Source organism: Hymenobacter pini, from assembly GCF_020421205.1.
Lineage (GTDB): Bacteria > Bacteroidota > Bacteroidia > Cytophagales > Hymenobacteraceae > Hymenobacter > Hymenobacter pini.
This window is the reverse complement of record NZ_JAIZZH010000004.1, coordinates 258131-272993: the sequence shown is the minus strand read 5'-3', so window position 1 is coordinate 272993 and position 14863 is coordinate 258131. Positions and strand designations below refer to the sequence as shown.

Sequence of the window (14863 nt, the reverse complement as noted above, 5' to 3'; positions counted from 1 at the left end):
GTAGTCTCTTGGTTGGTGAGTTGGACAAATCTAGAAGTCGACTCCAAACCGCTAACTAATAACCCAGCGTATAAAGTAGCTACAGTTGTTAGTAATTGATCTTTTCGAAGAAATATTGCATTTAAATAATTAGATGGAAACCCGTAAAAAGCGGTTTTGTGTTTGATTAAGATAGATTTTGCACTCTTTTTAGACGTTGGGTAAGACAGTTTGGAAATTAGAATATCCGCTGCTAAAAAAATTTTGTCATTGAAGGTCGATACCACTCCTGGGCTAGGTTGCAAAAATCCCGGAAATATGCTAAGACGTGTGCGCGAAAACCTTCTCCTGTAGAGGGCTGGTTTTCACGCAGCCGCCCCCGGCCTTTTCTCGTACCTTCGGGTATGGATTTTGGCCGCCTTTCTGACCTGCGCTACGTTGATTTTCGTCTCCCGCCCGACCACCCCGAAACGGCCCGGGTGCTGGCCCGCGCCCTGCCCACGCAGCCCGCTCCGCCGGCCGTGTACGTGGGTTGTCCCATCTGGACCAATAAGGCGTGGCTGGGCAGCTACTTCCCGCAGGGCATCCGGGATGCGGACTACCTGCACTACTACGCCCGGCAGTTCAACAGCATTGAACTGAATACCACGCACTACCGCATTCCGGATGCGCCCACGGTGCGCAAGTGGCGCACGGCCGTGCCCGATACCTTCCGCTTCTGCCCCAAGCTGCCCCAGGTAATCAGCCACGACCGGGCTCTGTACAACGCCGATGACCTGACGCAAAGCTTCTGCCGAGCTATCGAGGGGCTGGGACCCACGCTGGGCCACGCGTTTCTGCAACTGCCGCCCACTTTCGGCCCCGAGCATCTGCCCCGGTTGGAGCGCTATCTGCTCGATTTTCCCAGCTATGTACCCCTGGCCGTGGAGCTGCGCCACCCGGCCTGGTTTTCGGATAAAGGCCTGCTTACTTCTGTGTCGGCTATGCTGGAGGCGCTGGGCAAGCCGCTGGTGTTGAGCGACGTGGCCGGCCGCCGCGACGTGCTGCACCTGCGTCTGACCACGCCCGTGGCGTTTCTGCGCATCAACGGACACGCCCTGGTAGACTCCGACTTCCGCCGGGCCGATGACTGGGCCGTCCGCCTGGCCAGCTGGCTGGAAGCCGGGCTGCATACGGCCTACGTGTTCATTCACCAGAAGGACATTCTGCATTCCCCTATCTGGGCCGAGCATTTCCTGCGCCGCCTGCACGAGCTGACCGGAATGCAAGTGCAACCGCCCCGCGTGATTCCGCAGGCCGTGCAGGGCAGCTTGTTTTAAAAGTGAACTAGTGAGGTTGTGCAGGGTAAAATTGTACGGTTCCGACTGGCAGAACGCTCACAACTTCACCCTGCACAATCTTACTACTTCACCACTTGCCCGAGACTGAATTTAATTCCCACTTCGGGCCGGAAGCTCCAGCGTGGATTGTTGTAGCCCGTGCCCGTAGGTGTAGGATAGGAACGACCCGGCTCCCGGCCAATGCCACCACCCACGTACGCATCCAGCCAGCCATACCGGCCCAGCCGGCGCTGCATGCCCCAGGTAAGCATCAGCATAGAGCATTGGTAGGGGCTGGTAAACACAGTATTGAAGGTGGTAGTGGTCTGCAGAGCTAAATAATTGCCCACAAAAGGTCCAACTTCCTTGCCCTGCTGCCGGCGTTTAACCTGGTTGTAATAGTAGCGGACACCGGCATCAAAACCGTACGTGCCAATAAGCGGTACGCGGGACCCCTCGAAGTAATTGCGCTGCCCTATCCGAAAGCCGGCAAACCCGTTAGCGTACACGCTAAGCTGGGGGGTGAGATGGTGCTCAACCCCAAGGCTGAGCGGCGCCGACAGCCCCCAGTAATCAGTGTACAGGCCCCGGGTAAGGCCAGTACCGAGCCGGAGCAAAGTGCCTGAGCCAGCAGACTGGCTCACCGCAGCCCGCGTAGCCGCCGAATCGGGAGTTTGGGCTTGTGCTGATTGACCTGCTAGCGGAAAAAACAGAGCAGATAGTACCGCCGCTCCTAAGAATGTATTGCGCATAATAAGCAGAGAATGGAGTAAATAATCAGTCTGGTAGATACCGTGGAGCTTCCGCTGGTTGCAGACCTTGGGTAGATTCCGAGAAAAGCCCGCCCGCTGCGCTAACCAGAACCACTCAAATGGAGTACCTTACTACCGGCCTCCGTTGGCGTATTCTCTTTTTTATGCAGTCAAACTTTACTCGTTGGCTACCCGTGCTGCTGTGCTGCTGGCTGACCGCCCAGCCTGGGCAGGCACAGATACTACCTGAAGCCCCTGAAACTCATTGCCTGCTGCTGCCGCTTGATGCGCAGGTCCGCGCCAGCCGGGCCACGCGCATTGTGGAGGCGGAGGTGCTGGACGCGGTAAGCTTCCGGGGCCAAAACGGCCGGATTTTTACCCGGCACCAGCTGCGGGTATTTCGGCAGCTGAAAGGGCTGGAGCAGGCTACGCTGACGCTGATAACCGAAGGCGGTACATTGGGCCTGGAGCGCCAAACTCTTACCAACACGCTCACGCTGGCCCCCGGCGAGCAGGGTTTGTTTTTTCTGGAGCCGACAGCCTTTGCCGGAGTACCCGTGGGCAGCGGCTGGCAGGCATACGGCAGTGAGCAGGGCTTCATTCGTTACAACCTCTCCGATGCCACCGCCGCGGAGCCCTTCCGCCACTACCAACTCACAGATACCGGCTTTTACACCACAGTGGCCCGCAGTACGCCGCGCGACGTGCAGCCTAACCCGGCGCTGCTGGCTGCCCTCCGGCGCGTGCAGCAGCCAGCACTGGCCAAAGGGGCGGCACCCCTTATTACTACGCTGGCTCCCTCCAGCGTTACGGCAGGCACCAGCACGGTGCTCACCATCAACGGTTCGGGTTTTGGGACTGTCCGGGGCAACGGCAGCGTGGAGTTCCGCAACGCCGACGACGGGGGCGCTACCTACACCAAAGTCAATGACGATGACTACGTAAGCTGGACGGATACCCGGATTCAGGTGCGGGTGCCCTCATTAAGTGCCAGCCGCAACCCGGCCGGCACGGGTACCGTGCGCGTTACCTCCTCCGACCAGGTACAGGCCGTGAGCCCCGGCGTTGTGACGATAGTATATGCCGCCACCAACGTGCTTGATACCAACACCAACCAGCGGGCCGTACCCGCGCACCGCAACGATGACGGGGCAGGGGGAATGACGTTCCGCTTCGACCCGGACTTTGCGGCCAACGCAGCCGCCGCGGCATCGTGGCAGCGGGCCCTGGCTACCTGGCGGTGCCAAACCGGCGTAAACTGGACGCTGGGTGCCACGCGCACCAAATCGGGGGTGAGCGAGGATGGGGAAAACTCCGTGGGCTTCGATGGTACCGGGCAGCTGCCCACCGGGGTGCTGGGCCGCACCACCAGCTACTATCGGGGCTGCTACCAGGCCGGTGGGGCCGTATTTTTCTTCGTGCAGGAAATTGACACGCAGTTTGATGATGCTACCAACTGGCAGTTCGGCACGGCTTCGCCATCCGTAACGCAAATTGATTTTGAATCGGTGGCGGTGCACGAGCTGGGCCACGCTCAACAGCTTTCCCACCTGATTCTGCCCACGGCGGTTATGCACTACGCCATTGCGCGTGGGCAGCGCAGCCGCACCCTGGCCGCCAACAGCGACATTGCCGGTGGCCGCTATGTGCTGCGCTCTAAAAGCTTCCGGGCCGGAGCGTGTGGGCGGGCTCCCATGCTACCCGCTCCGCTCACCAGCCAAAGCGCCAGCCTGCAGCCTAGCTCCGGCGTAACGGTGCAGTGGACCACCCGCGACGAATGTTACCTCAGCGGCTTTGCCGTGGAAAGAGCCCCCGCCGATACCACCGCGGGCTGGCAAACGGTGGCCACGGTGGCGGCTGGCGTAACGGGCAACCAATACCGGGCTACGGATGCGCAACCGCTCAGTGGTATGAGCTACTACCGCCTGCGCCTGCGCCGGCCGGATGGGTCCTCGGATGTGACGGTGCCGGTGGGCGTAACCGATGACGCGTCGGCGGCCAACTCCTTACGCCTCTTCCCAAACCCCATTCGTACGGGCGAGCCGTTTGGGCTGCAATACGTGGGCGGCGCCACCAACGGCACGCTGGTAGTCCGGTTCTACGATGCGGTGGGCCGCTACCTGGGCGGTTCCCAGCTGAGTTATCTGCCAGGCCTGAATACGCTGCAGGTGCTGCCACCCACGCTGCGCGCCGGCTACTACCTGCTGCGCTGGACGGACAGCGCCGGCCGCGACGGTACCACGCCTTTTGTAGTGTTGGAGTAAACCGCTCAGCCCGTCAGTCTCTCTAAGTTTACGTGAGAGACTGACGGGCTGAGCGGTTCTTCAAAGAAGTGCCTAGCGTTGCAAAAGCATAGCGCCGTAGGAGTAGCCGCCGCCAAAAACCGTAACCACCACGTGGTTGCCGGGCTGCAGCTGTGGCCAGATGGTAGCCAGCGCAATGGCCGCCCCGGCGCAACCCGTGTTGCCCAGTTCTTCGATATTGGATACGCCCCGCTCTTCAGGAAGCCCAAGCTGCTGCAGCACGTTTTTGGTAATGCGCAGGTTGGCCTGGTGCGGAATCAGGTAGGTGACATCATCCACCCCGAGGCTGTTCTGCTCCAGAATTTGCTGGGTTACGCGCGTCATGTAGGTGCAGGCGTGCATAAATACGTCTTTCCCGAAAGGCATCACAATGCCCCGCTCCACCGGCTTCAGCGTTACCGACTGGTCGGCTTTACCCACGTTGCCGGCCCCGCCCGTGCGAATAGCCTGCACGGAAAGGTCCTGGTCTGAAATCCGGTCTTTTGAAATGAGCAGCACCGCCGCGCCGTCGCCCCAGAGGTGGCCGGCTATAGTGTCCTGCTCGTTGTTGTAAGCAGTGTTATGCTCGCTCACCACCACCAAGGCCCGCCGGGCTTTGCCCAGCGCAAAATAACCCTCCACAATCTCCACGGCATTCAGCAGCGAGGAGCAGGCTGAGGAAATGCTCACCACCGGAATATCCGATACGTTTAGCTCACGCTGTACGGCGTGGGCTACGGTGTAAATGGTGTCGTGGGGGGTGTAGGTGCCGCCCACAATCAGGTCAATGTCGGCTACTGGAAAAGCCGGGCCCTCGGCCAGGGCACGCCGGGTAGCTTCCAGCGCCATGGTGTTGGTATTTTCGCCGGGCCCGGCTTTGCGGCGGGCCCGGATACCGGTGCGTTCAATAATCCACTCGTGCGAAAGTCCGTTCAGGCGAGTAAAGTGTTCGTTGGTGATGATGTTGGCGGGCAAATACGCCGCCACGTGGTGAATGTACACGGTGCCGGAAAAAGGGTAAGTCGGGAGCAGAAATAGGGCGGCAAGGTACGGGGTTTGGGGTAAGCAGCCGGCTATATTCGCCGGAGGGCGTACTTTGCACCTTCCGCAATTCGTTCAACGCGGCGTACGGAGCCGGGTTCAGGGCCCAACTAACAAGATTATGACGTGTACTAAGTTGCTCCGCGCTGGGGGCCTAGCATTGGCTTTACTAGGGGGCGGGGCGTGGCTGGCTACGCCAGCACAAGCCCAGAAATACCGCACCGCCGCGGGCCTGCGCCTGGGCAAAAACAACTTCGGCCTTACTGTGCAGCAAAAGGTGTTTGAGAAAACTACCCTGGAAGGCTTGGCGTTGGTTTCCAGCCGGGAGGTAAGCGGTACGGTACTGGCCGAGCGGCATTTCGGTATTCTGGGGCCCAGCCTCAACTACTACTTTGGTGCTGGCGGGCACCTCGGAAAAAATAAGGACACCGGCGGTTTCGGGGGCTTTGATGCGTTGGCCGGGGTTGAGTACAAAGTGGCCTTCGTACCTCTGGTGCTCAGCTTTGATTTCAAGCCCACCGTCGAAATCAACTCCGCCGATTGGGCCCGGTTTCCAGCGGCATTTTCGGTGCGGTACGTGCTTATCAAAGACAAGTCCGGCATGTTCGACGGGCTGTTTGGGGGAGATAAGAAGAAGAGCAAAACCAAGAGTAAGTCCTCGGGCGGCAAACGCAAGGGCCTGTTCGATTTTTAGCGGCGGCGGTAACCCGTCATGTATGCCAAAGCCCTCCGGCTGGTGCGCCTATGTGGCCCCGGCCGGAGGGCTTTGGCGTAGCTGTACTTACTGGCGGTATTGTAACTGTAGTAGGATAACAGGCTGCTTGTGGCCGGTCAACTCACGCATACTGATTGCAAGCGGCTCGGAATAAGCAAATCTGCCTTGTTTATTTAATGCAATAAAAAATAATAAAGTTGCAAATATTGGAAAACTGATTACCTTTAGTAGTAAGAATTGTATTGGCTTTATTACATAAAATCATCCTAAGATGAAAAAACTCGTCACTTTGCCAAATTTGCTCGGAGTTGTTTGGATGATGGTAATAGCAGCAGTGCTTCCTTACATAGCTATTGCCCAGACTACCGACTGCAACGGCTCCGACCCTGGTGGCCAGCCAGCCGCCAGTGGCTTGTACGCGGAGTATTATCGGGGCTATTTCAACGATGACCCAGGGTTCTTCTCCGACAATAACCACCCCGTAGGCCTCACTCGCACCGAGGCTAACGTGAATTTTGCCACCACCGACAGCTTCGGCGACTTGCTGCCTCTGTCCGATGGCACAGCCCAGAACCCCGACCGGTTCAGCCTGCGGCTGCGGGGCAGCCTGAACATTGCCACGGCCGGCACCTACACCTTCTACCTCACCGCCGACGACGCTGCCTACCTGTGGCTGGATAACCCGGCCTTGGCAACACCCCCAACTATTGCTACCGCCCTTATCGACAATGGTGGCACGCACGTACCCGTTACCCGCTCGGTAACACTCATGCTGCCCGCAGGCCGGCACAACGTGCTGATTTTGTACGGGGACGACTGCTGCGACAACACGATGGTGTGGGAATACGAAGGGCCCGGCATTGCCCGGCAGCCAGTGCCAAGCAGTGTATTGTGCACGGCAGTATTGCCCCAGCCGCCCGCGCCCAAAAGCATTGTCTACAGCCCGATTGCGCGGGCGTTGGCCGAGGGGAGCACGCGCAGCTCGGGTGTGCCCACGGTAAACGACGGCGGGTACGCCGTTACCAACTTTGCGCTGGATACTTCTACCGGGAGCCTGCCCGCCGGCATTACTATCGATGCCGCTTCGGGCGTGCTCACGGCAGATGCTACTGTGCCCCAGGGTACATACGATATAGATGTGGCCGTGAGCAATGCCAATGGTACCAGCTCCTTCCGCAACGTATTTCGGTTTCAGGTAACCGCACCGTTACCAGCCGGTTGCGGGGGCAATGATGCCGGGGGCGAACCGGCCACGGCCGGTCTGTACGCGGAGTACTTCACGGGGTATTTCAACGACAATCCCGCTTTTTTCACCAACGCTACACCGGGCCTTACCCGCACCGAGCCGGTTGTCAATTTTGCCACTACAGAAAGCTTCGGGAATTTGCTGGGCGTGGCCGGCGGCACCCTGCAAAACCCCGATGGATTTAGCCTGCGGCTGCGGGGCAGCCTGAACATTGCCACGGCCGGCACCTACACCTTCTACCTCACCGCCGACGACGCCGCTTACCTGTGGCTGGATAACCCGGCCCTGGCAACGCCCGCCGTGCGGACCGATGCCACTATTGATAATGGGGGCTTTCACCCCGCTACCACGGTAGCCGTAACCGTAACGCTTAGCGCCGGGCTGCACAACTTCCTGCTATTGTACGGTGATAATAACCTCGCTAACGCCCTGCAGCTCGAGTACGAAAGCCCCAGCCTGGGTATTGCCCGGCAGGTAGTGCCCAGTGCTCTATTCTGCGGCTCGGTGCAGCCGGCTATACCCTTGGTGGCAGCGTTGTCGTACTCGCCTGGCGGCATGCGGGTGGTGGTGAATACCTCGGCGGCCTCCGCCATGCCGGCCGTATCTAGCGCCTCACCGGTAACGCTCTACACCCTGGCCAACGCCAGCACCCTGCCGGCCGGTATTGCTATCAACTCCACCACGGGGCAAATATCGGTGAGTAACTCAGTGCCCGAAAACAGCTATGAGCTGGACGTGGCGGCCCGCAATGCCGGGGGCAGCAAAGTATTTGCCGATGCGCTGACCGTGCAGGTTATTGCCCGGCCCCCCGCCGGTTGTTCCGGCCTCGATGGGGGCGATGTGGCTGCCTCCTCGGGCCTGTACGCGGAGTTCTTCCCGGGCTTTTTCAACGACGACATTGAGTTTTTCAATACTGTTACTCCGGCACAAGGCCGCAACGTGCAAGTGCTGAACTTCTCCAGCACCCAGAGCTGGGGCAACCTGAGCGGGGCGGCCAGCGGTACCGCCCAAGACCCCGACGAATTTAGCGCCCGGTTCCGGGGGCGCATCAACATTGCCACGGCTGGCACCTACACCTTCTACCTCACCTCCGATGATGCGGCGTATCTGTGGCTGGATAACGCGGCGCTGGCCACCACGCCCACGGTAGCTTCTGCTACCATCCAGAACGGTGGGCAGCACTCGGTGGCCACGGTAAGCGCCACCGTGCAACTCTCGGCCGGCCTGCACGATATGCTGGTCCTGTACGGCGAATACGTGAGCGGCAACGTGCTGCGGCTGGAATACGCCAGCGCCGACGCGGGCGTGGCCCAGCAGCTGGTGCCCGCCAGTGGCCTGTGCACCACAGCCTCCAACGCGCCACTACCCGTCACCCTCACGCGGTTTGGGGTGGTAGCACAAAATGCGGGCGTACTGGCTAGCTGGGAAACGGCGCAGGAACTCAATAGTGCCTATTTTGTGCTGGAGCGCTCCGCCAATGGCCGCGTGTTTGAGGCCGTGGGAAAAGTAGCCGCCGCCGGCACTACGCAGCACCAGCAGCGGTATTCTTACCTGGATGCGGCTCCGCTGTCGGGCGTTGCGTACTACCGCCTGCGCCAAGTGGATACGGATGGTACCACCAGCTATTCTTCAGTGGTATCGGTGGTGAGCAAAGCCGCAGCCGGCGCGCGGGCCATGCTGGCGCCCAACCCCAGCCATGAGGCAGTAACGGTGCGGCTGGAGCTACCGGCCGCCAGCCCGGCCACGCTGGAACTGCTGGACGTGCGCGGCGGGGTAGTGCTGCGCCGCCAGTTGGCCGCCGCTACCACCCAGGATGTAGCCCTGGACCTCACCACGCTGCCGCTGGGCGTGTACCTGTGCCGCATTACCTCGGCCAGCGGCGTGCTTACCCAACGGCTGGTGCGCGAGTAGCCAGGCTAGAGACTAAAAATCAGCTTCCCCCTTCCCAGCGGCTTGTTTGCTGAGAAGGGGGAAGCTGGTTTTGATAAGGTAAGCAAACCGCTACTCGCGGTGCACGCGGCCACTGCCTATTACTGAGCTCTTTACCTGCGGGTTACCGGTTACGTACACGTCGCCCGAGCCTACTATGCTGGCTTCTAGCAGCTGCGTAGCCTGTACGCGGCAACCGCCCGAGCCGCTGATGCTGATGTTGCAGGTTTTGCTTTGCAGCTTGGGGGCCTGCAGGCTGCCCGAGCCGCTCACGCTAACTTGCTGCGTAGGGGCCACGCCCGCCGCCTGAATGGAGCCAGAGCCAGCCAGCGACGAGTTGATTTTGTCGGCCGTAACGCTGCTCAGGATGAGGCTGCCCGAGCCGCTCACGGATAAATCCAGATCAGCGGCTTTGATGGGGTCAGCGGCTTTCATGCTGCCCGAGCCACTAACGGAGAGGGCTTTGATGGTAGGCACGGTCACGTACACCGTTACGGGGCCTTTGAAGTTGTACCAGCTCATGCCGCTTTCCTTCTTGGCATTGATGCGCAGCTTGCTGTTGCTCACCACGGTTTCCAGGTGGGCTAGGTCTTCGGCTGAGCCTTCTACCTCCACTTTTTGCGGGCTTCCCTGCTGCACTATCACCTTCATGGAGCCACCCAAACTCACGGCCGTAAAGGCCCCAACGGTGCGAACTTCGCGGGAGTCGGCCGGGCGGAAGGCCGATAGTACGACCAAGGCCAGCAGTATAACGGGCAACAGAAACCGGAGCGTTTTCATACAAGGCAATGAGTTAGAGTGGAACATCCGGAAATATAGATGGATGCGCCATCTGAACCGTTGCCTGGTGGTTTGGAAAATAATTGCTGCCTAAGTGTTGCCCTGCTCAGGAGTCAGAATGCCACGTGCACCCGGCCGCCCAGCACCTGTACCGGGCCCCGGTCGTGGTTGTAGCCGGGGTTGACGATCACCTGATAATCGGGGCTGAGCGTGGCGTGCTGCCGGGGTAGGTTAAAGCTATAGTAAGCCTCCGCGGCCATTTCCGGGGCGTAGTTCAGCTGCCCGTCGCCAATCATGAAGCCGTGGCCCCCGGCCGCCAGAAAATCCCGGTGCGGCTCCGACAGGCCGTTGGCCACCACGGCCAGCCCCAGCCGGTCGGCGGGGCGGTGCCAGCGGGTGCCGGTACTCACGGCCCCCAGGCTCACGGAGTGGTCAATTTCGGTGAAAGCCCAGGTTTCGCGGCGGCCGTCGTTGTAGCTCAGGCGGGCAAACAGGCCCACTTCCGGCGTCAGAGTTTGCTCCACATTCAGCCCGAAGCCGGTTTTGGTGCGGCCTGGCTGGCGGGTGGCCGTCAGGTCAAGGTCGGGCCGGCGGGCGGCGGTGCGGTAGTCGCCCATGCCCGCCACCGTGCGGAAGCCCAGGGCCCGCACCGTGCCCGTCTGGCTGCCCAGGTGATAAGTGCGCGTCAGCTCCAGAGTTTCAGAATGCGCCTTGCCGTAGTGAAAATCGATGGTGGGGCCGTTGGCGTAGGTGGGCACCAGCGCCGACGACGCCCGCACGGCTCCCAGGGGCGTCACATACTCCAGCACGGCCGCCACGGTGTAGCCCCGGGTGTTGGCGGGGTAGTCCCAGCCGCCGTTGCTCATCAGGGCCCAGTTCAGAAACTGGCTGCGCGGGTCGTGGCTGTAGCTGTTCTGGTCGAAGAAATCGGCCAGGCTCAGTTTGCCCAGGTTCAGGGCCAGAAACCGGGCCGGGCCGGGGCCCCCCAATTGATTCGGGGCATCATCCACCACCTGCGTAGCGGAGCCCAGCCCCCACACCTGCCGCCAGAAAGCCCGGGCCACGTACAGGTGCGGGGCCGCGTCGCCGATGCGGAAGGTTTCGCCGTTGGGGAAGCCGGCAATACCGCGGGCCTGACTTAGCCCGCTGCCGCCGGCCAGCTCGGGGTTGAAGAAGAAGCTGCCGCCGCGCCACAGCCGCCGGCCCAGAAAAAATGTGCTGGTGAGCGAAGTCTTAGCCTTTTCGCGCTGGGCCAGGCTGTAGTCGGCGGCGTACGGGGCCCGGAACGACGGGTGCCACTGCGTTACCAGCGTCTGCTGAAAATGCAGGCTCCACGGCGAGCGGCGCACCGAATCGGGTGGGGCGGCGTGGTGAGTGTCGGCGGGGGGCGCGGGGGCGGTGGGCAGTGGCGTGGCCGAGCGGCGGGGCACGGTTTGGGCCTGCGCGGTGCCGGCGCCCAGTGCCGTCAGGAGTACCACCGCGTTTCGGGAGGAGAAAATCAGCATCGGGAAGGGTACTTTCCGGCAAAGCTCCGACGGGGGCGTGTGCTTCTTATGAAGAAAACGGCCGCTTGCCCCGGGCTTTTTCGGTAGCTTTCGTACCTCGTAGCCCGCTTTTCTGTCGTTATGCACCCGCATCAGCATCTGCTCAACCGTTTTTACCAGGCCCTCCAGCGCCGCGACCACGCCGCTATGGCCGCCTGCTACCACCCCGACGCCACGTTCGAGGATGCGGCATTTCAGCTGAAGGGGGCCGAAATCGGGCAGATGTGGCGCATGCTCTGCGAGCGGGGCGGCGACCTGCGCCTGGCCTACAACGATGTGTGGGCCGACGAGCACACGGGCCGCGCCACCTGGGATGCGCACTACACTTTCAGCAAAACCCGCCGTAAAGTGCACAACCACGTGCAGGCGCACTTCACGTTCCAGGACGGCCTCATCCGCACCCATCACGACAACTTCAGCTTTTGGCGCTGGTCGAGGCAGGCGCTGGGGCCCATGGGCTGGCTGCTGGGCTGGTCGGGCTTTCTGCAGCAGAAAGTGCGCAAAACTGCCCGCCAGGGACTGGAGCAGTTCATGGCTCGCCCGAAGCAATAAAAAAACGGCTTCCTGCAAGATGCAGAAAGCCGTTTTTGTTTTCGGTGGGCTCCGTTTACCAGATTTTCACCCGGGCCGAATCGGGCAAGTAGAGCTTCTGGCCGGGCTTCACGTTGAACGCCTCGTAGAACTCGGGCACGTCGGCGAAGGGGCCGTTGATGCGGAACTGGGCCGGCGAGTGCACGTCCGTCATGATGCGCTGGGCCAGCTGCTCGTCGCGCTGGTGAATCTGCCAGCCCAGGGCGTAGCCCAGAAAGTAGCGCTGCAGCGGCGTGAGGCCGCCAATCTTCTCGCCCTTCTTGTACTGGTCGGTTTTCTTGAAGGCATCCAGCGCAATGACGATGCCGCCCAGGTCGGCAATGTTTTCGCCGGCCGTGGCCTTGCCGTTGATGTGCAAAGAATCCAGCACGGTGTAGCCGTTGAACTGGCGCACGATGCCGTTCACGCGCTGCTGGAATTGCCGGCGGTCCTGCTTGGTCCACCAGTTGCGCAGGTTGCCCCGGTCGTCGAACTGGCTGCCCTCGTCGTCGAAGCCGTGGGTGAGCTCGTGGCCGATGGTGCTGGCCCCGGCGTAGCCGTAGATGATGGCGTCGTCGGCGTTGGCATCTACCAGGCCCGGAATGGCGAAAATGGCGGCGGGCAGCACAATTTCGTTGTTCGAGGGGTTGTAGTAGGCATTGTACGTCTGGGGCGTCATGCTCCATTCGGTACGGTCTACGGGCTTGCCCAGCTTGTTGAGGTTGTAGCGGTACTGCCACTCGTTGGCGTGCATCACGTTCTGGGCGTAGGAGCTCCGGTCAATCTGCAGCGACGTGTAGTCTTTCCACTTATCGGGGTAGCCCACCTTGCGGGTGATTTTGCCCAGCTTCACTAGGGCCTTCTGTTTGGTGGAGTCGCTCATCCAGTCCAGGGCGTTGATGTGCTCCCGGAAGGAGGCCACCACGTTTTCGGTCAGGTCTTCGTAGCGTTTCTTGGTTTCAGGGGTGAAGTACTCCTTCACGAACAGCTGACCCAGGGCCTCACCCATGGCGTTTTCCTCGGCGTCGAGCACCCGTTTCCAGCGGGGGCGCTGCTCCTTGGCGCCCTGCAGCACGGTGCCGTAGAAGCGGAAGTTTTCGTTGTCGAAGTCCTGGCTGAGGGTGCCGGCGTAGGCGTGCACCAGCTGCCACTGCAGGTAGGCTTTCCAGTCGGCCAGCGGGGCGGAGGTGAGCAGGCGGCCGGCTTCCCGGTAAAACTCGGGCTGGCCCACAATCACCGTGTCCACCTTGCTGAGCTGCATCTGGGCCAGCCAGGGCTTCCAGCTGATGCCGGGCGTGAGCTTATCCAGGCCCGATACGGCCATCTTGTTGTAGTTGGCGTACGGGTCGCGCAGGGCTTCCAGCTTGCGCGAGGCGGCGGCCAGCTTGGTTTCTAGCTGCACCACGCGCTGGGCGCTGGCCTGGGCCGTAGCCGCATCCTGGCCCAGCAGCCCGAACATCTTCACCAAGTGCTTATCGTACTCCTGGCGGATGTTCTTGGTGCGGGCATCCTTGTTGAAGTAGTAGTCCCGGTTGGGCAGGCCCAGGCCGGCCTGCCACAGCTGCAGGGCCATCTTGTCGCTGTTTTTGGCATCCTGACCCACGTAGTAGCCCACCAGCGCATTCACGCCCAGGGGCTGCAGGCGGGCAATGGCGGCCTGCACATCCTCTACCGACGCCATGGCCTGCAGCCGATCCAGCTCGGCTTTCAGCGGCGCTACGCCCTGTTTGTTGATGGTTACGCTGTCCATGCCCGTGGCCCAGAAGTCGCCGATTTTCTGCTGCACCGAGCCGGCGGCGGCGCTGGCCTTGGCGGCGTCCTCATTCAGCTTGCGCAGGCGGGCATATACCTCGTTCTGCACTTCCTTGCCAATGCCCCAGTTGCTTTCGGAAGCCGGAATGGGGTGGTTCTTGAACCACGTACCGTTGGAGTACCGATAGAAGTCGTCGCCGGGGCGCACGGTGGTATCCAGGTTGGCCTGGATGAGGTCGGGGCCGGTGGCGGCGGTGTTGCCGCCGGGCTGGCAGGCCGTGAATACGAGGCCCAGCAGCGGGGCCGCCAGCAGCCAGGGGCGCAGGGCAGGGGAGAGGGTCATGGGAGGGAAGGAAATAAGCAACAAAAACCGGCTACGGCACCCGCCCGGCGGCAAAGCTGCCCCCGCGGGCCGCCCGGCCGGGACGAATGTAGCGCGAATCGGTTGTTTCGCGTAGCGCCATAGACACGGCCGCTGCCCGGCCCGTTGCCTGCCCATGAAACTTCCGCACCTGCTCCTGCTCAACTTCGCCCTGGCCGCTTACCTCACCGGGTTAATCTGGACGGTGCAGCTGGTGCACTACCCCGGTTTTGCCCACGTAGCGGCCGACAAATTTCCCGTGTTTCACCGGCAACATGCCAACCGCATCAGCTGGGTGGTGATGGGGCCGATGCTGCTGGAGCTGGCACTGGCCGGGTGGCTGGCCTGGCAGGCTCCGGCCTGGTGGGGGGCGGCCCGCTGGGGCCAGCTGCTGCTGGTACTGGTGGCTTGGGCCGGCACGTTCGGCCTGTCGGTGCCGTTTCACAACCGCCTGAGCGCCCACGGCTACAACTACGTGGCCATCGATGGGCTGGTGCGCACCAACTGGCCCCGCACCCTGGCATGGACCCTGCGCACGGGTTTGCTGGGCTGGCTGCTGTGGCGGGTTTTGTAGCGCGATGTAGCGCGAAGCC

The 14863-nt window shown here is 61.6% G+C and carries 11 protein-coding genes; 6 read left to right on the top strand and 5 right to left on the bottom strand.

The window, feature by feature from the left end; all coding sequences use genetic code 11:
• The first annotated feature begins 383 nt into the window (after window positions 1-383).
• Window positions 384-1298 carry a DUF72 domain-containing protein gene (locus tag LF252_RS17025; RefSeq protein ID WP_226270786.1) on the top strand — a complete coding sequence of 305 codons (915 nt, stop codon included), beginning with the start codon at window positions 384-386 and terminating at the stop codon, window positions 1296-1298.
• Window positions 1299-1381: 83 nt separating this feature from the next.
• Here the strand turns inward: LF252_RS17025 and LF252_RS17020 are convergent, their stop codons facing one another.
• Window positions 1382-2050: a hypothetical protein gene (locus LF252_RS17020; protein ID WP_226270785.1), complete on the bottom strand. Its 669-nt coding sequence runs from the start codon at window positions 2048-2050 to the stop codon at window positions 1382-1384.
• A gap of 164 nt (window positions 2051-2214) precedes the next feature.
• On the opposite strand from LF252_RS17020, the gene LF252_RS17015 reads away from it, so the two are divergent.
• Window positions 2215-4314: a matrixin family metalloprotease gene (locus LF252_RS17015; protein WP_226270784.1), complete on the top strand. Its 2100-nt coding sequence runs from the start codon at window positions 2215-2217 to the stop codon at window positions 4312-4314.
• 72 nt (window positions 4315-4386) lie between these two features.
• Here the strand turns inward: LF252_RS17015 and LF252_RS17010 are convergent, their stop codons facing one another.
• On the bottom strand, window positions 4387-5334 hold the full coding sequence (locus LF252_RS17010; RefSeq protein ID WP_226270783.1) for a 3-oxoacyl-ACP synthase III family protein: 948 nt from the start codon (window positions 5332-5334) through the stop codon (window positions 4387-4389).
• Between the two features lie 160 nt (window positions 5335-5494).
• Here LF252_RS17010 and LF252_RS17005 point away from each other — a divergent pair, with 160 nt between their 5' ends.
• Entirely contained in the window at window positions 5495-6067 is a 573-nt protein-coding gene (locus LF252_RS17005) for a hypothetical protein (RefSeq protein ID WP_226270782.1), read from the top strand.
• Window positions 6068-6422: 355 nt separating this feature from the next.
• Window positions 6423-9245 (top strand): PA14 domain-containing protein, encoded by a 2823-nt coding sequence (locus tag LF252_RS17000; protein ID WP_226270781.1) that lies wholly within the window; start codon window positions 6423-6425, stop codon window positions 9243-9245.
• 90 nt (window positions 9246-9335) lie between these two features.
• On the opposite strand, the gene LF252_RS16995 is transcribed toward LF252_RS17000, so the two are convergent.
• Both LF252_RS16995 and LF252_RS16990 read right to left on the bottom strand, forming a co-directional pair.
• A complete protein-coding gene (locus tag LF252_RS16995; protein WP_226270780.1) occupies window positions 9336-10043 on the bottom strand; it encodes a head GIN domain-containing protein in 708 nt (235 codons plus the stop codon).
• A 113-nt stretch (window positions 10044-10156) separates the two neighbouring features.
• Window positions 10157-11548: a carbohydrate porin gene (locus LF252_RS16990; protein ID WP_226270779.1), complete on the bottom strand. Its 1392-nt coding sequence runs from the start codon at window positions 11546-11548 to the stop codon at window positions 10157-10159.
• Between the two features lie 120 nt (window positions 11549-11668).
• On the opposite strand from LF252_RS16990, the gene LF252_RS16985 reads away from it, so the two are divergent.
• On the top strand, window positions 11669-12139 hold the full coding sequence (locus LF252_RS16985; protein ID WP_226270778.1) for a nuclear transport factor 2 family protein: 471 nt from the start codon (window positions 11669-11671) through the stop codon (window positions 12137-12139).
• Window positions 12140-12194: 55 nt separating this feature from the next.
• Here the strand turns inward: LF252_RS16985 and LF252_RS16980 are convergent, their stop codons facing one another.
• The gene (locus LF252_RS16980; RefSeq protein ID WP_226270777.1) at window positions 12195-14252 is read right to left on the bottom strand and encodes a M13 family metallopeptidase; all 2058 of its coding nucleotides are present in this window, start codon (window positions 14250-14252) and stop codon (window positions 12195-12197) included.
• 154 nt (window positions 14253-14406) lie between these two features.
• Here LF252_RS16980 and LF252_RS16975 point away from each other — a divergent pair, with 154 nt between their 5' ends.
• Window positions 14407-14844: a hypothetical protein gene (locus LF252_RS16975; protein ID WP_226270776.1), complete on the top strand. Its 438-nt coding sequence runs from the start codon at window positions 14407-14409 to the stop codon at window positions 14842-14844.
• Window positions 14845-14863 lie beyond the last annotated feature (19 nt).

Bases quoted from the DNA above. Each gene is read 5' to 3' on its own strand.
- LF252_RS17005 (WP_226270782.1), top strand. From the start codon at position 5,495: ATGACGTGTACTAAGTTGCTCCGCGCTGGGGGCCTAGCATTGGCTTTA.
- LF252_RS17020 (WP_226270785.1), bottom strand. From the start codon at position 2,050: ATGCGCAATACATTCTTAGGAGCGGCGGTACTATCTGCTCTGTTTTTT.
- LF252_RS17025 (WP_226270786.1), top strand. From the start codon at position 384: ATGGATTTTGGCCGCCTTTCTGACCTGCGCTACGTTGATTTTCGTCTC.
- LF252_RS16985 (WP_226270778.1), top strand. From the start codon at position 11,669: ATGCACCCGCATCAGCATCTGCTCAACCGTTTTTACCAGGCCCTCCAG.
- LF252_RS16980 (WP_226270777.1), bottom strand. From the start codon at position 14,252: ATGACCCTCTCCCCTGCCCTGCGCCCCTGGCTGCTGGCGGCCCCGCTG.
- LF252_RS16990 (WP_226270779.1), bottom strand. From the start codon at position 11,548: ATGCTGATTTTCTCCTCCCGAAACGCGGTGGTACTCCTGACGGCACTG.
- LF252_RS16995 (WP_226270780.1), bottom strand. From the start codon at position 10,043: ATGAAAACGCTCCGGTTTCTGTTGCCCGTTATACTGCTGGCCTTGGTC.
- LF252_RS17015 (WP_226270784.1), top strand. From the start codon at position 2,215: ATGCAGTCAAACTTTACTCGTTGGCTACCCGTGCTGCTGTGCTGCTGG.
- LF252_RS16975 (WP_226270776.1), top strand. From the start codon at position 14,407: ATGAAACTTCCGCACCTGCTCCTGCTCAACTTCGCCCTGGCCGCTTAC.